This window comes from Acinetobacter sp. NBRC 110496 (assembly GCF_000876115.1).
Classification (GTDB): domain Bacteria; phylum Pseudomonadota; class Gammaproteobacteria; order Pseudomonadales; family Moraxellaceae; genus Acinetobacter.
Window position 1 is genome coordinate 1 of the sequence record NZ_BBTF01000005.1, and the last position, 25131, is coordinate 25131.

Below are 25131 nucleotides of genomic sequence, written 5' to 3' on the forward strand. Positions count from 1 at the left end.
CAGTTTGATCGGATAAACCGAACCAAGATTTATAAGACATCGAGCTTTTGACTAATCCGAGCACGACGCTTTTTCAAATTATTGGCAAGTGCATATAAGATCATGCTTAAAGCAATCGCCAATATAAGCAATCCGCACAAGATTATATTTACAATCTGAGAGATCCGCTCTGCTTGTTGCGCGCGGAGATCTAAAGGCTGGGTGATTGCCGTAATGCTTTTACCATAGAGCTGCTGCTGCATCACCCATAACTGTTCAGGCTTAAAATCATAGGCTTTAAACTGAACTGGATTACGCTTTTCAGCTTCGATCAATTGATTCACATAACTATTTGCAGTCTTGCGATCAATAGGCTGATGTAACATTGCAACCTGCGCTAAAACATAAGCTTTTTCAGTCGGCTCAATGTCAGCTTGCTGTAAGTCTTGAGCAATTTGGCTCTCAACAATATTATTTTGATAACTCATCCATTGTTGATAAGCCTGTTTGGTTTCATCTTTCCAGTCATATTGGATATAGCTCAGGCCTGACCAAAGCAAAATAAATGCAATGACCCAAGCCAAGATTCGTTGCGACCACGCCTGAAAACGCTGTTGAAAAAACTTAAATTTCTTCACCCAACTGACCAGTAAAAATGCACCAATGAATGAAATAAATATTTTCAGAAACAGCCAACCAAACCAGGACAACAGATTAAATAAATAATCGACAGGTTGTTTAAATGGGATAAGTTCTTGAACATGATAAGGCAAATCCAAGGCCTGAACATGTGTCGAAAGATCAAAAAACCGATAGATGAATTCTTTTTGCAAAAATAGCGATGCAATACTCACTACCACTAACATACTGGTCAAAATAAACCAGAGCATTAAATGTCGCTGACGCTTTTTCAGAACATCCAAACGTTGGTCTATCGGCTGTACGCTAAAATCTTCTATAGGCGACAATGATCTTTCCTTTAATAACTAAAACACATCTCAAGATTTAGATGGATTCTGTCCACTATTCTCCAGAACCAAATGATTTAAACTCTCCTGCAATGCTCGTAAACGAGTGGTCGCTTCGGCACGTTTTTGCATGCCCTCTTTCTGAATTTGAATCACATCATTTACCGTTTTAATGAGGGTGTTTTGTACATGTTCAAGCGTTTCCACATCAATCACTGAACGCTGATTGGCCTTAGCAGTATCCACGGAGTTTTGATGCAATAACTCAGCATTACGACGCAATAATTCATTGGTGGTGTCATCAATCGCTTTTGCTAACTGCACGCTGTTCTTTTGCTCTTGTAATGAAATCGCCAGACTAATCTGGTTTTTCCATGCCGGTAACGTAATATTTTTAATGGCATAGAACTTATCCACCAACATCAAGTTATTCGACTGAATAATCCGAATCATCGGCAAGGTCTGCATCGCAGATTGTTGTAAAACTTGCAAATCACTGACTCTTTTTTCAAGGTTATTGGCCAAGTGATTAAGATCATAGATCTGCTGAGTGATTTGCTGATCTTGCTCTTGCGTGGTGAGTGTCGAAATCTGCTGTTGAATATCTTGCTGTTTCAATTGTCCTGCAGCGATATAAACACCCAGTTGCTTATATTCATCCTGTACTGCATCGAACATTTTATCTAGTGTTCCAACACGTGCTTTTAGACCAGTCTGTGAACTTTCAATTTCTTTGACCAGCACATCGATTTGCTCTTTAGTCGTATTAAAGTGCTGATCAAAGCTCTGTTTGGCGCCTTTAAATTTACTCAGCAAGCCACCAAAGAAGCCTGAATTTTTAGACTTATTCAAAATACTTGAGGTATTGAGTTGTTGTGCAACCTGCACCACTTCATTCAACTTTTGCCCTGTAGCATCTAAGTCCTTATTTTGAACCAAACTGAGTAATTCATCGGTATAAGTGGATGTTTTATTGGCAATATTTTTGCCATATTCTGCCACTACAGTGGTGCTGATATCTGCCAGCTCTTTGTGCGCATCCATCACTTCAGCAAAATCTTGTGGCTGTAAGCCTAAATCTTTTAGGTTCAACTGCTCAAAACGTTGCGCTGTCTGAATTTCAGGCTCATGAGATACCTTGCTAAGTTCTGAATCTGACATCATATTTCCCTCTTATTTCTGTAATGATTGTTTCAAATTTTGAATTAAATCTTCTCGGCTCTGATCCAGCTGATCCAGTGTCGCTGTTGAATGAGACGCTCGGCTTTGTTCTAAATGATAGCGCCATGCAGGAATCAAGACTTGCTGCGCCTCTTTGAAACGATCCAGAAGACTAAAAGATAAGTGCTGAGATAATTGCATTTGTTTCATCGCAATATCATTGCTTGTTTGCAATGTCTGCAACGTATTGATCTTTTTAGAGAGCCGTTCAACAAAATGGTCTAGTATTTGCTGTTTCGTAAATTGAGGATATTCTTTTAGGAACTCATCAGCAGCCTGTATATAGGCAGCCATTTGTTCTCTTAACCCTAGGGCTTGCTGTAAACGCGATTGGGACTTTTGAATCTCGATCTGCAGTCTCTGGCTTAAATGATTTGCCTCATTGATTAAACGATCCAGATCTTTGACATACTTGACCTGCCCTGCATCATACTCAATATCAATACCTAACCATTTTTGCAGCGCATTAAAACGGCGTGTAGCCAAATATTTTTTAGATGATGACAATTGCTGAATGATTTGAGCAATCACTTCACTTAATTGTTGATTCAGCCTAGGATCTACGCCATTTAATAAGACACTTTGCGCCTGCACTAAGTGATCTGCATAATAATTGAGACGATGAGGATCATTGAGCAAAGGCAACAGGTCATTACGCTTAATCGCTAAAATATGCTCTTGATTAGACTCAATTTGCGATAAAGGTATTAGGTCGAGCGGTAGCGTCATATCAGTTGAAAATCGTAACAACAAATAAATTTGAACATTCTTAGTTGTAGCATGTTCTCGCTATTTCGCATACTTAAATGTTGTTATGTTTTTTAAAAACGCTTGCCCTGCTATTCATGAAAAACCCTCTGAATTACAATGAATAAAGAGAGAGTTCATTCAGCCGATTAAGTCACGTTTTACTCATCATTGAGTGCACATTCAAAATTATTAGGACTCTGTTTACAACGCACCTTTTTCAAGAAGTTCATCATCTTGGGATCATAAATTCCAGCTTTGGTTAAAGCGATACGAGCTTCTCGCATCATTTTCATATAGTTCACCTGTTCTTCTGGTGAAATATTCATCCAGTATTTTGCAGGAATTTCTTTTTCATATTTGGCAATAATATTAAAGGTACGTCCCAATTGCCCTGCCACCCATTCACGTGATTTCTGCCCGAATCCTTCGGGAAATTTATCTTTTCGAATAATAAAGTTTGCCGAGATTTGTGTCAGTGGAAATTTTACAATTCCGCCTTTATCTCCCAACCCCTTATACAATTCAAATGGTTTGTAGGCGACGATTGGTGCAGGCACAATATCAATCTGATGATTATTAAACTTTGCTCCAGCATTGGTCACATCGACGGAGACCGCCTGGGCACCCACTTGCGCAACAAGCTTAGGTTGTGCTTCATCATAAGCAAAGACCCCTACTTTTTTACCTGCCGCCTTTGCCAGTGTATTAATACTTCGATCTACTACAAACAAATATGCAGGGCCAATCGTTCCTAAACCTGCAATTTCATAAGGCCCATTAATCATACTTTTTGCAGCTTGGGGCTTAGACAGTAACTGATAGGCAAGAATGGCGGTTTTTAAATCGGTCAATGCCCCAATCGCATCTAAAGAGCCAATATATTTGTTGAACTGACGCCCACGTAAACCGCTGATGATCGCACCATCACATTGTCCAACTTTTAAATCCTCGGCAGCGACGCGCTCATCCACATAAGCTCTTAAATCAATGTCAGCACCCCACTTTTTAGCTTCGAGCGCATAATCCTTTGCCAATGCGAATGCATCACCCGACTTACCAACTGGATCAAAAACACAAACCGTCTGTTTGGCCTGAGTTGTCATTGCACATCCGAGTAGTGTCAAACCGATTAAACTATTTCTAATTATCATTTTTTTCTTCCCGATAAGATTTATTGTCTCTATCCTCCTCCATCACACCTGATTTATTTCTATTATCCTATGACATGTTTTGCATTTTTAACAGATTTGCAGTCAATTCCTCAGTAATCGGATGCTGTCGGGTTTTAATAAAGATTGTTGTGATTGAACAGCTTAATTTCTAAGCTTGACTTGACGGTAACGCATAAGTCCCGATCACATGTGCGACAGGTTCATCGTCATCAAGCGAATATAACCAGACCTCACCCGTTACCAAAGTTTTCCCCACTTTGATTAATTTACATACTGCCCGAATATCACGGTTACCATTGGGTTTACGGAAAAAGTTAATGGTCATATTGGTGGTGACTGCCATCGCGACCAGACCTAAGTGCCCCATAATTGCAATATAGAGTACATAGTCGGCAACCAACATGAGTGTCGGACCTGAAACCGTTTGACCAGGCCGTAAATCCCCTGTATCGACACGATAAAGGAGTTGCGCACCTTTCGGTGTAATTTCTTCAATCACACTTTTTTTCAGTGCTTGTGGAAATTCCTGCGCCAAAAATCCCTTAATTTCTTCTTTCGTTGCTGCCATGCGTTTTTCAATCCCATATATTGTGTTATTTTCACTTTAAATTCAAAAAACTATGATTTCTCTTCCTGATTTGAAAGCTCATTTAATACTTGCCAATAGCTTGGTGGCTCTGAAACATGTCCTCTTTTACGCAGCATTTCATGCATTCTAGGTAGTTTGAAATAAGGTACCGCTGCCATTAAATGATGTTCTTTATGATAATTAACATGAATTGGAGCCACCAAAGCACGTGCAATATAGCCTGCTTTAGTCGTACGAGTATTGCTCAAGGCACTATGACTACTTGGCATCCCTGCATGTTCTGCCATAGAACGCACCCTTAAGAATAATGGAAACGGGGTTAAATAGGCCAATACCCAAAGCGCATAAAGTTTAGGATGACCTGCCGCCCATAAGGCTGAAAATAAAACCGCATTGGTTGCAATTGCACCCCCACTATTTTTTAAGAATGCTTTGGGATAATCCGTCCAATGTCGCCCTTCCTGCGAAATCCAGCGACGATCATTCGAGACCGTCCATTCCATTTTCTCAACATCCATCAATACACGCCCAACCGCAAATTTAAACCCCGTTACACCAGACAAATCACGCATAAATTTACGCATTAGGGACTTTTTAGTGGTTGGGAATCCTGTTACAAGGGAAAGGTCTGGATCATCCTCTGTTGAAGTTTTACTGTGATGGCGCATATGATGCTTTCGATATTTATGCAAATCGTTCCAGATCGGGCGAGCACAAAGCCAATCGGTTAAGGTGTCATTCAGCCATTTGGTTTTAAATAAACTTTGATGGGAGGCATCATGCATAATAATTGCAAGAGCTAACTGACGGCCTGCCAAAATCACCAAAGCGGCAATACACATCAGTAACTTGCCCCAAGCAGGTAAATATTCCCAAGAGCTTGCAACCGCAGCAAAAGTTCCACCAATCACCGCCCAAGTTGAAAATACAGCCCAACTGCCATGCAGGTCTGATTTGCTCGTAAGCTCAGTAATTTCTTCCCGACTAAATAGGTCGCTAATCGCCACACGTGTATTCATATTCCTTCCCTCTATGTGTTCTATTTTTCTAAAACTACACAATTTATATTTTTATTTTAAATTAAGTAATATTTCTGTCAATCTATTAAAATTAAATTATATGTAATATTTGTAATTAATATTTACTCGATTTGACCCTCGTAGAATTTTCGCCAAGCCTCTAAACCGGTCTGATCCAATTGTTGTACACTTTGTGCAAATTGCTCGCGAAGCTGTACGTCCACAAAACTTTCAGGCAGCAAAGGATCATTCATCAACAGTGAAATGGTCTGTCGTCCCAGTAGTAACGACTCTCGAGCAGCTTCTTCTAAACTCAGTTGATGAACTGTCGATAGCCAAGTTTGAATCATATGGTTATATTTTTCATAGTTTTGATTTAAATTCTGTGTGGCCCACAATTTTGGAATTCGATCCACAGTCATGGTATCGAAATGGCTAATTTGGCAAATTTTTGCGCTGGCCTCTAAACCAGACACCTGCAATTCAGCAAAAAGCTGCTCAAAAGAAATTACTAAATTATCAGGACGAATATAGATCCCTTGTTCCAACTCTTTAAAGCCAAAGTGCTTTAAGGCCCGCTCCCGACGATTCAATGCAGTTCGATCGACCCGTCCTAACTCACCCGTAAAAACAGCCAGATAATGTTGATTCCACACTTTCGTTTGTTTGGTGCCATGCTTACGGTTCAGCATCACATTGGCCCATTCATGTGACTGAAGGGTAAATTGATAGGTTCCACGTTCAATGGCCTCGATTACCCCATCGCCAGATAAACGCGTAACCGCAACACGAATACTATTTTCACTAATCTCAAATAGCCTTGCTGCAACAATAATTTGCTTAATGGAAATCGCTCGCCCCTGAAGACCTAACAATAAATCAATAATTAAGTCTCGAGCATTCATTTTCGCTATTATCATGTCGCAGTAGAACCAGTATTCACATAGAAAATATTTAAATAAGAGAAGGGATTTTAACTGAGAATCTCCCTTTTCGCATTTGCCAAAAGGGAGATATTTTTATTTTTTATAGGAACACAAACAATAAGATAATACCGAGCACGATACGGTACCAAGCAAACACACGTAAAGTATGGCGTTCAACAAACTTCACCAGTGCACTCACCACCAACAGCGCTGAAAAAAATGCTGCCACAAAACCAACGCCAATATTCAACATGTTGTCTTGCGTCAATACATCCGCATTACGCGCTAAGTCAAAGACTGCTGCACCCAACATGGTTGGCATGGCCAAGAAGAAGGAAAACTCAGTTGCTGCCTTACGAGACAAGCCAGCAAACATCCCACCCACAATGGTTGCACCTGAACGAGATGTACCTGGAATCATCGCGACACATTGTGCACAACCCACCAAAAATGCTTGCTTGTAGGTGATTTTAGTCGCCTCTGTAGTTTTATGATCAAAGTTCTTGGACTCAACCCAGAAAATGATTAAACCACCAATAATCAAAGCGAATGCCACTACAAGCGGGCTAAACAAAACACTTTTGATAAAGTCAACCGCAAAAATACCAATCACAACGGCTGGAATAAAAGCGAGTAAGACACTAAAAGTAAAATGCCGCGATTCTGCATCTCCACTAAAGAAGCCTTTGACCAAGTCAAAGATCTTTTGACGGTATAGCCAGCACACAGCCAAAATTGCACCAAGCTGAATAACAACTTCAAACACACGACCGTCATCAGAATGAAAGTCAATCATATGACCAAATAAAATCAAATGACCGGTGCTTGAAATGGGTAGGAATTCGGTAAGACCCTCAATAAAACCCAAAAATAAGGCTTTTAAAATTTCAATATGTTCCATAACTTACTCAAAAGTACGTAATATAAAAATAAAAATATATGGCAAGCTTACCCTGAAATGTTGTCATTTTATGTGACTGTCACGTAACGTTTTTACGAAAAATTCAGATGAAGATAAAAATGTCCCTTAAATAATCATCAGACTATTTTTCTTTTGCATTTGCTCGACCACTTCATGCGTATCAAAACCTAAACGCCAATATAAAAGTGCTAAAACATCGAGTTCATCCTGTGTGATAATACGGTCATTCCAGAGACATCGTTCTGCAATAGATAAAATATTCAGACGATCACGTAACAACAAACCCGAAACATCATTCAATATTTCAGCCAAATCGAGTGGCTCATCTGAAATATCAGCATAAGTTTGCATTTCATCTTCGGTCAGCAGCATTTGTAAGATACGTTCACGTACCTCTAACTGATTTGGACTATTAATCTGCTGCACATGCAATAGCGCATCAATCAAATGCACAATCTGAGATTTAATATCCTCAAAAGCCGTAGGTAAATGTACAGGCATTAAATTAAGTTCTTGCTTGACGCGTTCCAGCAACAAGGCATCAAGCAGTCCAACCTCGCCATCTTCTTGAATAATACAAGCAAGTTTGGTGAGAAACTGGCGGGCAATACTGGTCGGCATATGACCAATGTTTTTACAAGCATCATGAAAAATCTGTACATGAATACGGCCATCCAGATTCAATAAAGCATCGACAATTGCATGACTGACTGGGGCTTCTTGAGGAATAAATTCACGATATTGACGAATCATTAAAATCGCGACCATGACTTCCCGTGACCCCGTTGCGGTCTGCATTGCTCGTTGAATTAACTCTGGGCGTTTTTTATTCTTGCGGACTTCTGAGCTCAGTGGCTTAATTGCATCATTTAAAGCAAAACTAATTGGTGATAAACGTAGTAAAGGTAATGGCTGTGGTGAACTCCACGGCATTGCAATATCAGCACCCTCTTCCTCCAAGGAACGAAATAAACTGAACAAGGGCCGATTACGAAGCTTTCTTAAATTTTCTAATTGTAGGTCTTGCAACAAGGTTGGATTAAGTTCATAAATTCGGTCTTTGATACTCGGATGAATATTCATCCAACTTTGCGGACTCAATGAATTGGCGAAGCACATATGTGAAATCGATTCAGAATAAGCACTATGAATCTGAGAGCCTGAATGATGCACATAAATCCGCAATAAAGTCTGGATATTGGCATTATTGTTCATTAAACGCATGGTTTTCAGATCATTACGAAAAGTACGACCACTGAGCGTCAGATATTTAATACAACGGGTAATCAAAATGCCTAAACTTCCAATCAGCCAAATCACTCCGCCAATTGCAACAAAGATGGTCTCAAATTTATTCCGATAAGACGTAACATAAGGGTTATAACCTGCTTGCGCTAGCTTACTTCCCCACTGACTAAACGTCGTTAACCCACTATATAGAATTTTCAGCTTGGTATTTTCTACTGCTTCGCCAGATAGAATCTGGTTAAACTCATAGCTCAATAAACCATAAAGCTCAAGTTCATCCAAATTTTGTAGTGCACCCCACGTCAGAATAATTACGATATCCTGAGATCTAAATCCTGCTGTTAGTGCATTCACGCCCACTTCATCGGGGAGTACATAAACCGCAGGTGTATCAATATCAAAACTTTTGGCAATCTGTTCGACCACTTTTAATGCGGTACTTTCTTCTGGAATACTTTCATCAAAAACCAGACGCCGCGCTTTAAGCTGTTTCGCCAGTGAATGACCACCTTCACGCAAAACATACAGCTCTACGCCAACCGACCAGAACAAAACAAAAAACAGTAAAACAATAAAATACGGGCTAAGAACATGCCACCAAATCGGTTGTGAATAATCAAAAAAATGAACGACCAATCCCAAAATCAAATTGAGAATAAAGACGGTAAGTAACATCGCAAGAAGGCAAAAGCTGACTGACCATGCAATATTCTTATTTTCAATTAAATAATGGCTCATTTCTTTCAATGTAAGTTTTCCCGATTACATTGTTTCAGTTAAGGTTTTCTTAACCCCTATCATAAAATAAAAAAGCGGGAAATTCCCGCTTTTCTATGGATTAAGATGATTACTCTTCTTTAATACCAGTTAAATCGACCGATGCTGCATCGATATTCACATCAATATAACTATCTGATTTATTTTTCGCAGAATCACTACGCTTTTGTTCAAGGTTATCAAGGTAGGCCTGATCAATACCACCAGCCACATAAACACCATCAAATACTGAACAATCGAACTCAGTTAGATCAGGAACTTTGCTAGTACGAACTGCATTTTTTAAATCTTCCAAGTCTTGGAAGATCAAACGGTCAGCACCAATAATTTCACGAATTTCTTCAACGCTGCGCTCAGAAGCAATCAACTCGGCTTTTGCTGGCATATCAATACCATACACATTTGGATATTTTACCATTGGTGCAGCAGAAGCAAAGAAAACTTTCTTCGCGCCAGAGTCTCGTGCCATTTGAATGATTTCATTACAAGTTGTACCACGTACAATCGAGTCATCGACCAATAAAACGTTTTTGTCTTTAAATTCAAGCGCAACGGGATTCAGCTTTTGACGGACTGACTTTTTACGTTGTTGCTGACCCGGCATAATAAAGGTACGTCCGATATAACGGTTTTTCATAAAACCTTCACGGAATTTCACACCTAAAATATTCGCCAATTCTAAAGCAGAAGTGCGACTGGTATCTGGAATTGGAATCACGACATCGATGTCGTGTTGCTCACCCCATTCTTTCAGAATCTTGTGCGCCAGCTTCTCACCCATTTTTAAACGGGCTTTGTATACTGAAATCCCGTCAATGGTTGCATCTGGACGCGCAAAGTATACATATTCAAAAATACATGGACGATATTCAGGATTTACAGCACATTGCTTGGTAAACAGTTGACCATCGCTATCAATAAAAATTGCTTCACCAGGTGCAATATCACGTTCAACTTTAAAACCAAGTGCAGTAATCACAACTGATTCAGAAGCAATAATATACTCTACACCCTGTTCGGTCTCACGTGAACCGTAAACCAAAGGGCGGATACCATTTGGATCACGGAAACCAACCAAACCATGGCCTGTAATCATCGCGACAACACCATATGCACCTTTACAACGCTCATGTACGCGAGAAACGGTGTGGAAAATATCTTCTGGTGTTGGATTTAAAGTACCGATCTTCTGTAACTCATGCGCAAACACATTCAGTAAAACTTCAGAATCAGAATCTGTATTCATATGACGTAAATCTGTTTTAAACAGGTCATCATGAATTTCAGCAGCATTGGTCAGGTTACCATTGTGCGCAAGGGTAATACCGTAGGGAGAGTTTACATAAAATGGTTGTGCTTCTGCACTGCTTGATGAACCTGCTGTAGGATAACGAACATGTCCGATCCCATAGTTTCCAAGTAATGCACGCATATGACGCGTATGGAATACATCACGTACCATACCGTTATCTTTGCGGAGGAATAAACGCCCTTGATGGCAGGTTACGATCCCTGCAGCATCCTGTCCTCGATGTTGCAGCATCGTTAAGGCATCAAATAACATTTGGTTCACTGGTGATTTACCGGCTATCCCAACAACTCCACACATAGCAACCTCGCGACAAGCTAGCGATTAATAAAAAGGGTTTTTCGTCGAATGATCAGAACGTTCATTGACTGAAGCTCGTTCTGATTCGTCCATTTCTTTCGAAGGGCGATGTAATAACGCCCCCTCAGATGTCATTTGATTTAAAGCTTGATTTGCTGCATCTTTGGACAATTCAGTTGCCAAAGGCGCATAAGGTAATAGAATCTGTACAAATTTAGACTGTTTCCAGTGCGGCGAGCTCTCAACCCAAGGTCCTAAACCTTGCATTGCAATGAGGACAATTAAAAGTCCTTTTAACGAACCAAAAGCACCACCTGCTAAACGATTTAATGGGCCCAATTTCAAACTTTTCAAGAGGCCATTCAGTAAGGCAGACACAATCCATGTACAGACCACAATGATCAATACAATAAAGGCAAAAGCCGCAATTTTCTGTACAACAGGATCTTGGCTTAAACTGCTCATCGCAGGTGCCAATACAACGGCGTACTTTGCCCCAACGATCAATGCGAATATCCATCCGATCAAGTTCGCAAAGGCTTTTATAAATCCTTGACGCAAACCGTTCAGCCCTCCAATGAGCAAGATGACCAGAATAATGATATCAAGTGTATTCATTTCACACTGTCATCGCATCAATACAGTCTTTGACCAGTGTTGGGCCTGTATAAATCAGTCCGCTATAAACTTGTACCAGACGCGCACCTGCTTGTTGTTTCGCGACAGCCTGTTGTCCAGCTAAAATGCCACCAACGCCAATCAATGGGATTTGTCCTGCCAATACTTCAGCAAATTGACGTAAGCACTCGGTACTCTTTTCAAAAACTGGGGCGCCAGACAAACCACCTGCCTCATTGCCATTTGGCAAGTTTTCCACACCTTCACGACCTAAGGTGGTATTGGTCACAATCAAACCATCAATTTTGAATTGCAATAATTGTGCTGCAATAAATTGAATATCTTCAGGAGTTAAATCTGGTGCAACTTTAAGGACGAGAGGAACATAATGATTATATTGATCTGCCAGTTCGAGCTGGCGATATTTTAAAGTGTGCAACAATTCTGTGAGCGCATCACCACTTTGTAAACTACGTAAATTCTTGGTATTTGGTGATGAAATATTCACCGTAATATACGACGCGTAATTATAAACTTTTTCTAAGCAAATCAGATAGTCGGATACTGCATCTTCAACAGGTGTATCCGCATTTTTGCCAATATTGATGCCCAAAACACCTTTAAATTTCGACGCTTTGACATTCTCAATTAACTTATCAACCCCATCATTATTAAAGCCCATACGGTTAATAATCGCTTTTGCTTGTGGGATACGGAATAAACGCGGTTGAGGGTTACCTACCTGTGGACGCGGTGTAATGGTTCCAATTTCAATAAAACCAAAACCTAATGCCGCTAAAGCGTCAATATGTGCACCATTTTTATCTAGTCCAGCAGCAAGACCGACAGGGTTTGGAAACTCAATTCCCATACATGTCACAGGTTTTGCAGCAACTTTCTGATGCATAAAGCCCAGTTTATGCGCTTTATCTAGCATAGAAAGTGTAAGTTCATGTGCACGCTCTGGCGCTAAAGTAAACAACAAAGGGCGAGCCAATGAATATAACATACCAATCACAGTCTACTGATTTTCAAGTAAACGTATTATAGGCATAGGCGTACCAAAACGCCATGCCTGACATAGGGTTTTTAATTGCTTACTGTACTGTTGCAGTTAATTTAATCTGATTATTATTTGAGACCAGATCCATTTTTTGAATACTGATGCCTGCTTGTGACAATTGCATCAAAAAGTTAGCCAATACCGCATAGTTCTGATGTTCAGCAACCAGCTGGATCTGCTCGCCATTTTGTTGTGAAGAAACAGCCAGACCTTGTTGTTGTGCGGTACGCTGGATTTTATCTGCCGCCGTTAACCCTTGCTCATTGGCAGGCTTCATGGTTGCTGCATTGCTCTGCATCCACACGGTAATATCTTTTAGATCATTCAAACGTTTCTGTTGCTTGTCTGCCAAAACATGCATTTGCCATAAAGATGAACCAATGGCGGCCACAAGCACAAAAATGGTGGTGACAATCACCATCACCCGTTCACGGGCAGATAAGCTTTGTAGATATTCATTTAATGCTTCAACTTTCTGATCGAAACTGTTCTGTAATCGAGTTAATGCTTTCATTATTTTACTTTCACCACCCCAATTGCACCGACACTATCTGCCTGTACATTGCCTAATTCAGCTTGAAAACCTTGTTGATTCAATTGCTGTGTTAAGCCTTGTAAATCATCCGCAGATTTTGCTTTAAGCGACAGAGCCAAGGTCGAGGCATCATAACTCACTTGTTGCGCTACGATCTGTTTTTGCATCAAGATTGGACCAACACGGCTCAAGAGTGACAACGCTTGCGTATCACCAAGTTGGCTCATACGCAGTTGTGCTTCAAACGAGCTTTTCAGATTTTGTTCAGTCACACGACCACTTTCACCAAACCAAGCTTTATATTGTTCAATCGCTTGAGCCGAGGTTTGATCGGCCACTTTTTTCAACTTCGACCAACGCAAAGCATCATAGCCAAGCTGTACAACAATTACAGCCAACAGCACTGCTGCGGCAGCTTTCCAATAACCTGACCATTGCGTTTCTGCATTTTTTGCTTTGGGTAAAACATTAAACGGATGCTGTTTAGGTCTTAACAACGGCTCAAATTGATAGCTAAATTCAGTGCGTTGATCTTTAGTAGATATAGTCGCTAGGCTCTCTAACTGAGCAGCATTTAAATTCGCAAATTTATACTGGGTTTCGGCTGTCTGAAACTCGAGATATAGCGCCAGATCATCAATCGAGTTCCCAGACCATGTATTTTCTCTTACCAATAAATGATCATATAGATTCAGCAGCACCACCTGATTCGGTTCAGGCTCAGCTACGATCAAAAAATCTGGTAAAAATGCGGCAATCTGAATCGGTAAAAGACTGAGTGCATGTTGCCAAGTTTCAATCGATGATTGTGCAACCCCCAGAATATTGAGCTGATCATTTTGAAAATGATGAACCACTTTCATTTGATCAATCGGCAAGGTCACAAATTCTTCCAAGAGGTATTTAACACCCTCCTGTCCCAATTGTTTGTAATGCACTTTACTCATCGGTTGTTGTAATAATTGCGCATTGCGGCTTGGAAAATAAACCACAGCCTCTTTTCCATGATGCTCTTGCAAGTCCTGAATCAACTGTTCAAGGCTCGGTGCCTGCAACCAACTTTCCCCTGCCGACCAATACCATGTTCCATTGGTTTCGGGCATCCATAAATACAGCATCGGTGTTCAGTACCCTTATCCTATTGCGGATATATAAAAATTATAATGTTGGTGTAAAACGATTCTTTTGCGTCGACAAACCATTTGCGATCACAGCTTGATCATAAATACGAGCTTCTGCCAATGCAAATGGATTAAAGCCTTCATGTGTCAATTGTTCTTCAATATGTGCCACAACATTCATATGACACACCACTGCAATCGACTCATAGGGTAATTTGGATAACCATTCAATCGCATCTTTAGCATCATCATCGGGTTTAATCTTATCGCAAATTAAAACTGGGATACCGTAAAAATATGCTTTGATATGCGCCAAAGTTTCCTGAGCACGCAATAAAGGACTCACCACAAAAATTTCTGGCTGGATAATATCTTTTAAAAACTGGCCTGTTTGCTCAGCTTGTTGATGCCCCCGTGGCGTGAGCGGGCGTTGCATATCGTTTCCATTAATAGCTGGAGACGCTTCACCGTGACGAACTAAAGTTAACTGCATAAAACGACCTTATTTGTTATTCCTATAGCATAACCATGATTGATGACAGTTTTTTGATTAGACTTCATGATGCGGCAAAACAAATTCCACATCACTGCGATGACCATTCTTCATCAAAGATAATGCAATGGTCATTGGTGGCGCGCCTTCAAAAATCACTTCATATAGCGCATTGGTAATCGGCATATACACATCCAGTTCTTCGGCTTTGGTTCGCACCTGAACAATGGTATTAATCCCTTCAGCCGTCTGACCGAGCTCTTTGGTCGCTTGGTCTAGGGTTTTCCCTGAGCCTAACGCAAAACCAATCTGATAGTTACGACTTAATGGACTATTACAGGTCGCGAACAAATCACCCACACCCGACAAGCCTAAAAACGTCAATGGATTAGCACCCTGCTTGACCGCAAAACGACTCATTTCAGCCAAAGCACGGGTTAAAATCATGCTCTTGGTATTTTCACCAATCTTATAAGCACCACCCATGCCCATGGCAACGGCATAGATATTTTTTAATGCGCCACCCAATTCAACGCCATGCACATCATCACTGCCAAATACACGGAACAAGGCACTATGCAAAGCATGTTGCACGGCATAACGTACTAGTTCCGATTCACTGGCAATAACCGTGCCAGATGGCATACCTGCCATGATTTCTTTGGCAAGGTTTGGACCAGATAGTACGCCATAAGGGACTTCTGGTAATTCGGCACGAATAATTTCGCTCATAAAACTAAAGGTTTTTGCTTCAATCCCTTTGGTCAACGAAACGACTGCTTGTGAGCTAATAAACGGCGCAATCTGTTTTAAGACATCACGAAAAGAATGACTTGGGATCGCAACCAGAATAATATCACGATCACGTACTGCAAGTTCCAGATCAGCAACCGCACGCAAACCCACCTCTAATGGATAATCAGGTAAATAGCGTTTATTAATATGGGTTTGATTAATTTCTTCGGCAACAGCAGCATCACGAATCCAGATCATGGTATCGCAGCCATTTCTAGTCGCTAAATTTGCCATCGCCGTACCAAAACTGCCACCGCCCAAGACGGTAATTCTCAATGCTGTTTTCTGATCTACGGCAACTGGCTCAACCAGATCGCTAAAATTTAACTCTGACATTTTTTATCCTGAAACGAATTTTTTTCTTTAATAAATAGCTAAAAAAGCTTAGCTGTCTTGCCATATTTTTATAAAATCTTGGCTATCAATCGCGGCACGGGGTGCAATCGCTTTCGCTGCTGTGCCAATATAGATAATCCCTGAAATTAAATCCTGCTGTTTTAAGCCCAATTGCTGCTTTAACCAGTTCGACTCTACGACGGCACCAGAACGCCACATTGTTGCAAAACCTTGCGCCTGTAAAGACAGCAAAAAGTTTTGAATCGCTGCACCTGAACTTAAAATCTGTTCAAAATGTGGAACTTTAGGATGATCCTGAATCGATGTTAAAGCTAATACCAATAATGGTGCACGAAATGGATGCTGTTTAACGCGATCGAGCTGTGCTGGATCAGCTTCACCCAAATCAGCTAAAGCTTTGGCCAAATGCTCGCCAAAAGTAGCTCGTTGCTCAGGTGTGATAATTACAAACCGGGTGGGTTTTAAGCGATGATGATCAGGCGCGGTCAATGCTGCTTGCACCGCTTTTTCGAGTTGTTCTGTATTCGGCGCTGGCTCAATGAGTTGCCCAATAGATTGACGTTGATGAATATTTTGATGAATTGTCTCTATAATTGAGTCCGTCATTGAAATGAATCTAACTAACACAAGGATGGCCCTAGATTAGCATAACCTGAATGATTTCCACTACGCTTATTCGTACTTATAAAATCTGGATATCCTGATTCTTGCTGTTAAATCGACAATCTAATAAATGCTAAGCTCATCATTCATTTGAAAAAATTAACAGAGTCCCTGCACAAACTGTACATAATCTGCAAAAGCACTCAGCGTTTTTATGTTCAAATAATACCATTCAGCAGCAACTTGAGAAAAAACATGAAAAAAACCGTCATCATGAGTTTACTTGGTGGTTTAGCCCTTGGTTTAACGGCATGTGCCTCAACACCAACCAATACCTTAGCGATTCAGAAAGAAAATAATCAATATGAAGTGACCGGTATTGGTAAAACCAGTCTAATCGCGAAAAACAATGCGATTGCAGCAGCGCAAAAAACCTGTACACGCAATACCGCCCCAGTCGTTGTTGATGAAAAAACTGCATATCAAGGGGTGTTAAAAGGTGTAGTCGATGAACAAACAGGTCGAATGGTCGAAGCTGCAGCAGGTGTGCTTGGTACCCTTACAGGTAAAAATGCATCTTTAGCAAAAGATGACGATTATCAAACGACGCTCACGTTCTATTGCAAAGCCAATTCATAAATACAAAAAAGCCGATGTTCAAACATCGGCTTTTTTCTGCACTGTCACTTAGTGAGCTTCGCTCGCAGCGACTTCTGAAGCTGCTTCTTGTTCAACAGCATCTGTATTGTGTTCATCTAAATTCGGCTTATCAATCGCATCAATTGCAGCTTGTTGCTCTGGGGTCGTCTGTGTTGATACAGCAGCAGCTGTCTGATCTTGCTGTTCAGCGTTTTTCGCTTCTTCTTTCTTTGCACATGCACTGAGCATGATTGGAGCAATGATTAAAGCGGCAAGGGTTAATTTGAATTTCATCACGGCTTTCCACAGTTACTTGGTTAAGTTGTGACAATCATATTTCAGATATATGACATTTTCATGACGGCATCGTTGTACAAAAGTAAAAAGAGCCGATGGACATCGGCTCTTTTTGAATGATCTACTGATGAATCAGTTCATTGCAACCTGATTATGCACGCTCAAGCAATACTGCAACAGCAGGTAAAGTTTTGCCTTCTACGAACTCCAAGAATGCACCACCACCTGTTGAGATATAACCAATTTGATCAGCAACTTGGTATTTATCAATCGCAGCAAGCGTATCACCACCACCTGCAATCGAGAAACCAGCAGACTCAGCAATTGCCAGTGAAAGCGCTTTAGTTCCTTCACCAAACTGATCCACTTCAAACACACCGACAGGACCATTCCAAAGAATGGTTTTTGATGTTTTTAAAATGTTTGCAAATGCTTTAGCCGTTTCAGGACCTACATCCAAGATCATGTCTGTGTCTGTAACATCCGCAACATTTTTTACAACCGCTTGTGCGTTCGCCAATGAACCCAAGAAGTCTTCAAAGTTGATTTGGCTTGCATCTGCAACCACAACATCCGTTGGTAATGGAACACTCACTTTTGCAGCGATTTGTTTTGCAGTCTCAACCAAATCAGCTTCATACAGTGATTTACCAACGTTATAGCCTGCTGCTGCAAGGAAGGTATTGGCAATACCACCACCCACAATAATTTGATCGCAGATGCTAGACAATGAGTTTAAGACATCAAGTTTGGTTGATACTTTAGAACCCGCAACAATCGCCACCATTGGTTTTTCTGGGGTTTGCATTGCACGACCAAGCGCATCTAACTCAGCTGCCAATAAAGGACCCGCAGCGGCGATTGGTGCAAAACGTGCAGCACCTTCTGTTGAAGCTTCTGCACGATGCGCCGTACCAAATGCATCCATCACAAATACATCACATAAAGCTGCATATTTTTTTGCAAGCTCTTGGTTATTTTTCTTTTCGCCATGGTTGAAGCGAACGTTTTCAAGTAACACCACTTGACCCGCAGCGACTTCAACACCATCTAAATAATCTGTGAATAATTTTACGTCTTGACCTAAGGCTTTGCTTAAATAAGCAGCGACTGGAGCAAGCGATTGTTCTGGTTTTGGCTCACCTTCTACAGGACGACCCAAATGAGAAAATACCATCACTGCCGCGCCTTTTTCTAAAGCCGCTTTAATGGTTGGCAATGCAGCACGTAAACGTGCATCACTGGTAATTTCCCCATTTTTTACAGGAACGTTTAAGTCTTCACGAATAAGAACACGTTTACCTGCTAAATCAAGATCAGTCATGCGCTGAAAATTCATGGATGGCTCTCTAATTGATTTTAAAAACGGCGTAATTTTAAATGATTCTCTGAAATAAAGGTGAGTTTTTTTGCAGAAAAGCTGCCGAAAGCTTCAGTTTTGATTATGATAATCAGGATCACTAAAGTTTTATATTATTATGTCTATTCATCCAGATCCTAAAATTAATCGTTTAAACGTCCTTGGTGAACCTTTAGCCAGCTGTTGTTATGATCCGATTACAGGGTATTTTCGTAATGGTTTTTGCCATACGGCGGTCACTGATCTAGGTCAGCATACCATGTGTGCACAAATGACGTCTGAGTTTTTAAATTTCTCACAAAAAGTCGGCAATGACTTGATCACGCCTTTACCCGAAGTTGGCTTTCCTGGACTTAAACCCGGTGATTTCTGGTGTATCTGTGTTACCCGTTGGGTCGAAGCCTATCAAGCAGGACAAGCACCACCGATTAAGTTGAATGCTTGCCACAATGCCGTTTTGCATTATGTTCCATTGAATATTCTGGTGGAATACGCAGTCTGATGCATCAACGTGAACTGATTCTGGCATCTAGCAGCCAAACCCGTAAAGATCTGATGGATCGGTTAAAGCTTGATTATCGTTGTATTTCACCAGATATTGATGAGTCAGCAGCAGGTGAATTGCATGCCGATGATTTGGCAAAACGACTCGCTTTTGAGAAAGCCCGTGTCGTCGCAGAACAACATCCCGATGCGATTATCATTGGCTCGGATCAAGTGGCTTGGCGTGAACATGCCCCGTATGATTTTATTGGTAAACCCTTAAGCGTTGAAAATGCAATTCAGCAATTACAGGAAAATTCAGGTCGAACCGTAATTTTTAGTACTGCGCTGAGCGTCCAACATCTGCAATCTGGCTTTGAAACCACATTGGTTGAACATTACCAAGTCAAATTTCGTCAACTGACATTGCCGGAAATCGAGCGCTATATTGAACTTGATCTGCCCTTACATTGTGCGGGTAGTTTTAAATGTGAAAGTTTAGGGATTAGTCTATTTGAGAAAATGATGGGTGATGATCAAACCACCTTAATGGGCTTACCAATGATTCAGCTGTGTAAAATATTACGTCAATTTGAGCTAAATCTTCCTTAAAAAAACACCCTGACCTAAACTCAATTTAGATCAGGGTTAATGCTTACTCCTCGACCACAGTGACTCTTTTTGGCAAAGCAAACCAAATAAAAATCGACAGAATCAAGAACAATAACGCAGCCACATTCAATACGGATCGATGCGATTGGCTAAAGGCCTGTTTCGCTGCCTGAATCAAATGTTCAGCAATTGTTGGCTGTAATTGTTTCGCCGCTTGAATCGCCTCTCCAATTGAACTACTCGCCTGCTGCAGCATGTTATTCGGTACATCGCTTGGTATTACAATCGAGTTGGCATAGAACCATGACAACATCAGACCGAAAAATGCGATCCCCAAACCTGCACCTAGCTCGTATGCCATTCCTTCAATCGCACCCGCAGCCGTTGCTTTGCTCGGTGGAACGGAAGACATAATTGCAGAGGTTGAAGAAAGTAAAGCAATCTCCACACTCAAGCCTAATAACACCATCCATGCCCATGCGTGGATTTGTGCTTGCATAAAGTTTGTATTGGCCAAGCCCCACAGACTCATCGCACTCATCAGCATACCCAATGAAGCAACAGAACGTAGACCAAAACGGTTCACCAACAGACTGGCAATTGGACCACCTAAACTAATCGCAATCATGAACGGTAAAATAAATGCCCCAGCGGCCAATGGCGAAAGCTGATACACAAATTGCAGTTCTTGCGAAACCAGCAATTCAAATCCCACCAAAGCCATCATTGACACAATCGCCATAATCACGCCAGTCGCAATAACGGGATGTCTAAACAATTGAATATCAATCATTGGTGATTTCGAGGTCAACTGCTGACGAATAAAGCCAACCAACAAACTAAAACCGACGGCAAAGATCAGAACCGACCACACGCTAAAACCATGCATCACCGATTTCACTGCATAGATCATACTCAAGATGGCGATCACCAAAACGAGCGCCTGCAATAAATTCAAGTTTTGCTTTGGCTGACCTGTTTGTTTTGGAATCAAAAATGCAGCCAATACCACCACGGTGATCATGATAGGCACATTGATCAGGAAGACTGAACCCCAATGGAAATGCTCAAGCAAAAAACCACCGAGCAGTGGACCAAAAGCTGCACCACCACCACCGACTGTTGCCCAGATCCCTAAAGCAAAGTTCCGTTGTTTTTCATCCAGAAAGGTATTACGAACTGCCGATAAGGTTGCAGGCAGAATCATTGCCCCGCCCACGGCCAATAAAGCACGTGAAGCAATCAATGCCAATGCCGTTGGTGAAAATGCGGCTGCCAATGAAGCAAGACCAAATAAAAAGGCACCAATGATCATCAATCGTTTATAACCGATACGATCACCCAAGGCACCCATCGGCAAAATCAGCCCTGCCATGACCAGTGAATAAATATCAATAATCCATAACAGCTCGTTGGCTGAGGAAGAAAGCGACTCGCTTAAAGTGGGCGTCGCTACATGTAGGATGGTTGCATCAATCGCGACAGGAATATAGATCAATACAACAATTGCAAGAATTAACCACTTGCGTGACATAAATGCCTCTAAATTGGACAACTGTTCAAATTGGCGCTATTATAACCAAAATTGAACACTTGTCCAACTTTTGGATTTAAGTGAGTTTGTTTCTGATTTGTATATGCAATAGGTATTAGAGAAAGAATGGCTTATTTAAACCGCGAACAGCGTCGTGACATGATTTTGCAGGCCGCCATGCAAGTTGCCTTAAACGAAGGATTTTCTGCAATGACGGTTCGCCGTATCGCCACTGAAGCCCAAACTTCGACTGGGCAAGTTCATCATCACTTCGCCTCTAGCTCACAGCTCAAAGCCGAAGCTTTTGTTAAACTGATGCAGCAATTGGACGAAATTGAAAATCAGGTGACGACTGCCAATTATCTACAACGTCTTTCCCTCTTGCTTGGCTGTGAAAATATTGAACAAATCCAGCCCTATTTACGCCTTTGGAATGAAGCAGAGGTTTTAATCGACCAAGATCAGGAAATCAAACTGGCTTATAACATTGCCATGCAAGACTGGCACCGTTCTATTGTTCAAATCATTGAAGATGGCCAAGCACACGGCGAATTTCATTTTGACACCAATCACCATGATATTGCATGGAGACTCATCGCTTTTGTTTGTGGCTTAGAAGGTATTTATAAATTAGGCTTAATCGGTTTAAATGAAACTGATTTTAAACGCCATACCGAAGCCATTATTCAAGCAGAACTATTTAAAAAAGCAGAATGAGTAAACAATGAAACGACCATTATTACAAAGCCGAAGACTCGATTTATTTGTATTTCAAATGGACGATCTTGTTGATATCTATCCTTGTGTGACAACAACATTAACCCGTTATATGGCATGCGAACCCGCTCGAAATTTCGCAACGCAAGAAAAAATTGGTCAAGAATGGCTAGTCAAAGAAACAAAGAATACCGACCGACATTTTGTTTTACGCAGCAAACAAGATCAACGTTTTATTGGTCTCATTGGGGTTCATCGAATGCAGACCTCAACACCCGAACTGGGATTATGGATTCGGGAAGATAGTCATCATCAAGGTTTTGCTAAAGAAGCCTTGTTTGAAGTATTTCAATGGGCTTCATTACATCTCTCTGCCGAATATTTCTTATATCCAGTTGCAACCGAAAATCAGCCAAGTCGAAAACTGGCTGAATTTTTAGGTGGAACAGTTGCTGCACATAAAACCGAAAAGAAATATGATGCCGTGATTTATCATATTCCGCCCTATCAAGCAAAGTCCAATTAGAACCAGCCCTTTCGCCCTGTTAGAATTTCATCTGCACATCGTAGGGTTTCTTGGCTCAAGCCCCATAGACGATAATCCCCTGTTGCCGAGGTGACATTAAAATTATGCGTATAAGCAAAACTCAGTTCACGATCAACATCACACCACGCACCTGAACCATTAAAGCCCACATGCCCAAAGCCATGTGGCGCACGTTTGCCCATCGTTAAAATACGGTGGTATCCCAAACGCCAATGCATTGGAATCGGCATCACGCGATCACGCGCTTTACTTTGCACCGTACTAAGTTGCTTAAATACCTCTGGACGAATCAGTTGCTGCCCTTGCCATTGTCCTTGATTGGCCAGCATGGCATAGACTTTTGCCAAACTATCCGCCGTAAATACACCATTGGCCGCAGGAATGACCGCTTGCAATCCTTCATCACTATAGAAGCTAAAATTGCGCATCCCTTTAGGGATCATGGCATCCTGAAAATCTTGTGGATTTTGACCTGAAAGCTCCAATAATCTTTCTGATAAAGATGCTTTACGTGGAGCATTATTTTTCTTGCTTTGTGGCGCACTTGTTGATGGTGCTTTTGGCCTTTCCAATAAACGTGCCACCCGACCCAATTCTGAAGTTGGTATACCAAAATACGCGCCATCCAGCTCAAGAGGTTGTACAAGATAACGCTGCATGAGCCAACTTAAGGGTTGTTTGGCTGCCTTCTCAATCACACCACCTAAAATCCAACCATAAGTTAAAGGCTGATAAGCAAAACTTTGCCCTGCTGCAAAACGTGGTGTCGCTGCGGCCATAACCTCCAGCATATGCGACCAGTCCAGCATCTCTGTTGCAGTTTCAATGGTATTGCGAATATCAAATAGACCACTTTGATGTGACAGGACATGACGTAGCGTAATATTGGCTTTGCCATTCTGAGCAAACTCAGGCCAGTAATAGGCAATCGGCTGCTCATAATCCAACACACCTTCACTGACCAATATATGTGCAAGTGTTGCCAGAATACCTTTACCAGTTGAGTAGCACATCGCTAAAGTATCGGATTGCCAATCTTCTTGTTGAGATTTCTTACCCGTGAAAATATCAACCACTTTTTGACCTTGGAAATACACCACCAATGCCGCCCCACCTTGCTGGCTACGCGCATCTTGCAAGCGACTAAATTGGCTTGCTAAATCAATAAAGCGTTCATCAACACTGCCATGATAATGCTGCGTATCGGCAAATAGAATTTCTTTAATCACGGCTCAATTCCTTATGATATTTATGTTTTTATAATCTCCCTGTTGCGAACAACAGGGATCATTTGCACGACATGATGGTATTAAAGGGCTTTTACTGTACCTGCAACATGTGGCTTTTTAGATTTCACATTACGAATCAGGAAATCTGTTTGTTTTGGCTCAGTCGCAGTTAGAAACTCTACCGTTGAAGGTAAATACATTGGCAATTTGAACCAGACATCTGCTTCATACGCTGCTGGAAGCTCAATACTCGCCAAAGCTTTAGCCTTGCTCCACATCCCGTGTGCAATCGCCTGTTTAAAGCCAAATGCCTTTGCAGTTACGGCATGGATATGAATCAAGTTAAAATCCCCTGAAATCACGGCATAACGACGGCCGGTATTTTCAGAAATATTCCATTCTGCCTGTGGTTGATAAGCTGGCTCTTGAGACTCTTTGGCTTTTTCAGTCGCTTTATTCTCAGTTTTTTGGCGAGATAAATAAGTGGTTAAACTTTCCATCACCACTTCACTACCCACTTTGGCAGTGGTGATGAAATCAAACTGTAAGCCTTTGTCGTGTGGTTTTAACTCACCAAACTTACAAGACAGCGTAATTTGCTCATTTACAGCAATTTTGCGAGTTTGCTTGATCTGGTTACGAATATGCACCAAGCCCAAGATTGGGAATGGAAATGCTTCGCTGGTCATCATATGCATTTGCAGGCTTTGCGATAAAACTGCTAAATAAATCGCAGGCACGAAACCATCATTTTTAAAACCACAAATCTCGTTATAGCTTTCTAAATGTTTGCTATCAATCTTAAGTGTATCCACCACATATTCAACTTGTGGTAATACTTTTTCACCCTTTGGCTTTTTGAAAATCAGACCTTGAATGACTTTTGGATAAGCTAAATAAGGTTTTGGCAGTTGACTAAAATGACGTGTATTCATAATAAACCTTTTA

General features: G+C 41.2%; 27 protein-coding genes. 5 read left to right on the top strand and 22 right to left on the bottom strand.

What is annotated here, in order from left to right:
- Window positions 1-29: 29 nt before the first annotated feature.
- From Aba26S_RS04040 to Aba26S_RS04120, 17 genes are all read right to left on the bottom strand, one after another.
- Complete coding sequence (locus Aba26S_RS04040; RefSeq protein ID WP_043970111.1) at window positions 30-947, bottom strand: hypothetical protein; 918 nt, start codon at window positions 945-947, stop codon at window positions 30-32.
- A 30-nt stretch (window positions 948-977) separates the two neighbouring features.
- A complete protein-coding gene (locus Aba26S_RS04045) occupies window positions 978-2108 on the bottom strand; it encodes a toxic anion resistance protein (protein WP_043970343.1) in 1131 nt (376 codons plus the stop codon).
- A 12-nt stretch (window positions 2109-2120) separates the two neighbouring features.
- A complete protein-coding gene (locus Aba26S_RS04050; RefSeq protein WP_043970113.1) occupies window positions 2121-2897 on the bottom strand; it encodes a hypothetical protein in 777 nt (258 codons plus the stop codon).
- 179 nt (window positions 2898-3076) lie between these two features.
- Window positions 3077-4021: a putative solute-binding protein gene (locus Aba26S_RS04055; RefSeq protein WP_010589947.1), complete on the bottom strand. Its 945-nt coding sequence runs from the start codon at window positions 4019-4021 to the stop codon at window positions 3077-3079.
- A gap of 217 nt (window positions 4022-4238) precedes the next feature.
- Complete coding sequence (locus Aba26S_RS04060) at window positions 4239-4658, bottom strand: PaaI family thioesterase (protein ID WP_005240929.1); 420 nt, start codon at window positions 4656-4658, stop codon at window positions 4239-4241.
- A gap of 50 nt (window positions 4659-4708) precedes the next feature.
- Window positions 4709-5698: a fatty acid desaturase family protein gene (locus Aba26S_RS04065; protein WP_043970116.1), complete on the bottom strand. Its 990-nt coding sequence runs from the start codon at window positions 5696-5698 to the stop codon at window positions 4709-4711.
- 122 nt (window positions 5699-5820) lie between these two features.
- Complete coding sequence (locus Aba26S_RS04070) at window positions 5821-6618, bottom strand: PaaX family transcriptional regulator C-terminal domain-containing protein (RefSeq protein ID WP_005240927.1); 798 nt, start codon at window positions 6616-6618, stop codon at window positions 5821-5823.
- A 106-nt stretch (window positions 6619-6724) separates the two neighbouring features.
- Window positions 6725-7525 carry an undecaprenyl-diphosphate phosphatase gene (locus Aba26S_RS04075; protein WP_005271215.1) on the bottom strand — a complete coding sequence of 267 codons (801 nt, stop codon included), beginning with the start codon at window positions 7523-7525 and terminating at the stop codon, window positions 6725-6727.
- Between the two features lie 126 nt (window positions 7526-7651).
- Window positions 7652-9541, bottom strand: a complete 1890-nt coding sequence (locus tag Aba26S_RS04080; RefSeq protein ID WP_026040172.1) for a M48 family metalloprotease — start codon at window positions 9539-9541, stop codon at window positions 7652-7654.
- A 100-nt stretch (window positions 9542-9641) separates the two neighbouring features.
- Window positions 9642-11180: an amidophosphoribosyltransferase gene (gene purF, locus Aba26S_RS04085; RefSeq protein ID WP_043970119.1), complete on the bottom strand. Its 1539-nt coding sequence runs from the start codon at window positions 11178-11180 to the stop codon at window positions 9642-9644.
- A 24-nt stretch (window positions 11181-11204) separates the two neighbouring features.
- Window positions 11205-11798: a CvpA family protein gene (locus Aba26S_RS04090; RefSeq protein WP_005240920.1), complete on the bottom strand. Its 594-nt coding sequence runs from the start codon at window positions 11796-11798 to the stop codon at window positions 11205-11207.
- 1 nt (window position 11799) lies between these two features.
- A complete protein-coding gene (locus Aba26S_RS04095; RefSeq protein WP_043970120.1) occupies window positions 11800-12807 on the bottom strand; it encodes a quinone-dependent dihydroorotate dehydrogenase in 1008 nt (335 codons plus the stop codon).
- An 88-nt stretch (window positions 12808-12895) separates the two neighbouring features.
- Entirely contained in the window at window positions 12896-13375 is a 480-nt protein-coding gene (gene gspM / locus Aba26S_RS04100) for a type II secretion system protein GspM (protein ID WP_005240916.1), read from the bottom strand.
- Window positions 13375-14514: a type II secretion system protein GspL gene (gene gspL, locus Aba26S_RS04105; RefSeq protein ID WP_043970122.1), complete on the bottom strand. Its 1140-nt coding sequence runs from the start codon at window positions 14512-14514 to the stop codon at window positions 13375-13377. Before gspL ends, gspM begins: the two co-directional genes overlap by 1 nt.
- Window positions 14515-14554: 40 nt before the next feature.
- The gene (locus Aba26S_RS04110; protein WP_005240912.1) at window positions 14555-15010 is read right to left on the bottom strand and encodes a histidine phosphatase family protein; all 456 of its coding nucleotides are present in this window, start codon (window positions 15008-15010) and stop codon (window positions 14555-14557) included.
- A 57-nt stretch (window positions 15011-15067) separates the two neighbouring features.
- Window positions 15068-16141, bottom strand: coding sequence for an NAD(P)H-dependent glycerol-3-phosphate dehydrogenase (locus tag Aba26S_RS04115; protein WP_043970125.1), 1074 nt, complete (start codon window positions 16139-16141; stop codon window positions 15068-15070).
- A 48-nt stretch (window positions 16142-16189) separates the two neighbouring features.
- Window positions 16190-16768: a nitroreductase gene (locus Aba26S_RS04120; RefSeq protein WP_043970127.1), complete on the bottom strand. Its 579-nt coding sequence runs from the start codon at window positions 16766-16768 to the stop codon at window positions 16190-16192.
- 252 nt (window positions 16769-17020) lie between these two features.
- Here Aba26S_RS04120 and Aba26S_RS04125 point away from each other — a divergent pair, with 252 nt between their 5' ends.
- Window positions 17021-17404: a hypothetical protein gene (locus Aba26S_RS04125; RefSeq protein ID WP_005271252.1), complete on the top strand. Its 384-nt coding sequence runs from the start codon at window positions 17021-17023 to the stop codon at window positions 17402-17404.
- A 48-nt stretch (window positions 17405-17452) separates the two neighbouring features.
- On the opposite strand, the gene Aba26S_RS04130 is transcribed toward Aba26S_RS04125, so the two are convergent.
- Window positions 17453-17698 (bottom strand): hypothetical protein, encoded by a 246-nt coding sequence (locus Aba26S_RS04130; RefSeq protein ID WP_005271255.1) that lies wholly within the window; start codon window positions 17696-17698, stop codon window positions 17453-17455.
- A gap of 154 nt (window positions 17699-17852) precedes the next feature.
- Window positions 17853-19040, bottom strand: coding sequence for a phosphoglycerate kinase (locus tag Aba26S_RS04135; RefSeq protein ID WP_005240892.1), 1188 nt, complete (start codon window positions 19038-19040; stop codon window positions 17853-17855).
- Between the two features lie 139 nt (window positions 19041-19179).
- On the opposite strand from Aba26S_RS04135, the gene Aba26S_RS04140 reads away from it, so the two are divergent.
- Window positions 19180-19563, top strand: a complete 384-nt coding sequence (locus Aba26S_RS04140; protein WP_004653014.1) for a DUF2237 family protein — start codon at window positions 19180-19182, stop codon at window positions 19561-19563.
- Window positions 19563-20156 carry a nucleoside triphosphate pyrophosphatase gene (locus tag Aba26S_RS04145; RefSeq protein WP_043970130.1) on the top strand — a complete coding sequence of 198 codons (594 nt, stop codon included), beginning with the start codon at window positions 19563-19565 and terminating at the stop codon, window positions 20154-20156. Before Aba26S_RS04140 ends, Aba26S_RS04145 begins: the two co-directional genes overlap by 1 nt.
- 43 nt (window positions 20157-20199) lie before the next feature.
- On the opposite strand, the gene Aba26S_RS04150 is transcribed toward Aba26S_RS04145, so the two are convergent.
- Window positions 20200-21690: an MFS transporter gene (locus tag Aba26S_RS04150; protein WP_043970132.1), complete on the bottom strand. Its 1491-nt coding sequence runs from the start codon at window positions 21688-21690 to the stop codon at window positions 20200-20202.
- A 126-nt stretch (window positions 21691-21816) separates the two neighbouring features.
- On the opposite strand from Aba26S_RS04150, the gene Aba26S_RS04155 reads away from it, so the two are divergent.
- Window positions 21817-22407 (top strand): TetR family transcriptional regulator, encoded by a 591-nt coding sequence (locus Aba26S_RS04155; protein ID WP_005240889.1) that lies wholly within the window; start codon window positions 21817-21819, stop codon window positions 22405-22407.
- Between the two features lie 7 nt (window positions 22408-22414).
- Complete coding sequence (locus Aba26S_RS04160; protein ID WP_043970134.1) at window positions 22415-22933, top strand: GNAT family N-acetyltransferase; 519 nt, start codon at window positions 22415-22417, stop codon at window positions 22931-22933.
- Here Aba26S_RS04160 and Aba26S_RS04165 read toward each other — a convergent pair.
- Complete coding sequence (locus Aba26S_RS04165) at window positions 22930-24183, bottom strand: serine hydrolase (protein WP_043970136.1); 1254 nt, start codon at window positions 24181-24183, stop codon at window positions 22930-22932. The genes Aba26S_RS04160 and Aba26S_RS04165 overlap by 4 nt on opposite strands.
- An 80-nt stretch (window positions 24184-24263) precedes the next feature.
- Complete coding sequence (locus Aba26S_RS04170; protein ID WP_043970139.1) at window positions 24264-25118, bottom strand: MaoC/PaaZ C-terminal domain-containing protein; 855 nt, start codon at window positions 25116-25118, stop codon at window positions 24264-24266.
- Window positions 25119-25131 lie beyond the last annotated feature (13 nt).

Coding starts and splice junctions, on each gene's coding strand:
- Aba26S_RS04045 (WP_043970343.1), bottom strand. CDS start 2,108: ATGTCAGATTCAGAACTTAGCAAGGTATCTCATGAGCCTGAAATTCAG.
- Aba26S_RS04050 (WP_043970113.1), bottom strand. CDS start 2,897: ATGACGCTACCGCTCGACCTAATACCTTTATCGCAAATTGAGTCTAAT.
- Aba26S_RS04055 (WP_010589947.1), bottom strand. CDS start 4,021: ATGACAACTCAGGCCAAACAGACGGTTTGTGTTTTTGATCCAGTTGGT.
- Aba26S_RS04060 (WP_005240929.1), bottom strand. CDS start 4,658: ATGGCAGCAACGAAAGAAGAAATTAAGGGATTTTTGGCGCAGGAATTT.
- Aba26S_RS04065 (WP_043970116.1), bottom strand. CDS start 5,698: ATGAATACACGTGTGGCGATTAGCGACCTATTTAGTCGGGAAGAAATT.
- Aba26S_RS04070 (WP_005240927.1), bottom strand. CDS start 6,618: ATGATAATAGCGAAAATGAATGCTCGAGACTTAATTATTGATTTATTG.
- Aba26S_RS04075 (WP_005271215.1), bottom strand. CDS start 7,525: ATGGAACATATTGAAATTTTAAAAGCCTTATTTTTGGGTTTTATTGAG.
- purF (WP_043970119.1), bottom strand. CDS start 11,180: ATGTGTGGAGTTGTTGGGATAGCCGGTAAATCACCAGTGAACCAAATG.
- Aba26S_RS04090 (WP_005240920.1), bottom strand. CDS start 11,798: ATGAATACACTTGATATCATTATTCTGGTCATCTTGCTCATTGGAGGG.
- Aba26S_RS04095 (WP_043970120.1), bottom strand. CDS start 12,807: ATGTTATATTCATTGGCTCGCCCTTTGTTGTTTACTTTAGCGCCAGAG.
- gspM (WP_005240916.1), bottom strand. CDS start 13,375: ATGAAAGCATTAACTCGATTACAGAACAGTTTCGATCAGAAAGTTGAA.
- gspL (WP_043970122.1), bottom strand. CDS start 14,514: ATGCTGTATTTATGGATGCCCGAAACCAATGGAACATGGTATTGGTCG.
- Aba26S_RS04110 (WP_005240912.1), bottom strand. CDS start 15,010: ATGCAGTTAACTTTAGTTCGTCACGGTGAAGCGTCTCCAGCTATTAAT.
- Aba26S_RS04115 (WP_043970125.1), bottom strand. CDS start 16,141: ATGTCAGAGTTAAATTTTAGCGATCTGGTTGAGCCAGTTGCCGTAGAT.
- Aba26S_RS04120 (WP_043970127.1), bottom strand. CDS start 16,768: ATGACGGACTCAATTATAGAGACAATTCATCAAAATATTCATCAACGT.
- Aba26S_RS04125 (WP_005271252.1), top strand. CDS start 17,021: ATGAAAAAAACCGTCATCATGAGTTTACTTGGTGGTTTAGCCCTTGGT.
- Aba26S_RS04130 (WP_005271255.1), bottom strand. CDS start 17,698: ATGAAATTCAAATTAACCCTTGCCGCTTTAATCATTGCTCCAATCATG.
- Aba26S_RS04135 (WP_005240892.1), bottom strand. CDS start 19,040: ATGAATTTTCAGCGCATGACTGATCTTGATTTAGCAGGTAAACGTGTT.
- Aba26S_RS04140 (WP_004653014.1), top strand. CDS start 19,180: ATGTCTATTCATCCAGATCCTAAAATTAATCGTTTAAACGTCCTTGGT.
- Aba26S_RS04145 (WP_043970130.1), top strand. CDS start 19,563: ATGCATCAACGTGAACTGATTCTGGCATCTAGCAGCCAAACCCGTAAA.
- Aba26S_RS04150 (WP_043970132.1), bottom strand. CDS start 21,690: ATGTCACGCAAGTGGTTAATTCTTGCAATTGTTGTATTGATCTATATT.
- Aba26S_RS04155 (WP_005240889.1), top strand. CDS start 21,817: ATGGCTTATTTAAACCGCGAACAGCGTCGTGACATGATTTTGCAGGCC.
- Aba26S_RS04160 (WP_043970134.1), top strand. CDS start 22,415: ATGAAACGACCATTATTACAAAGCCGAAGACTCGATTTATTTGTATTT.
- Aba26S_RS04170 (WP_043970139.1), bottom strand. CDS start 25,118: ATGAATACACGTCATTTTAGTCAACTGCCAAAACCTTATTTAGCTTAT.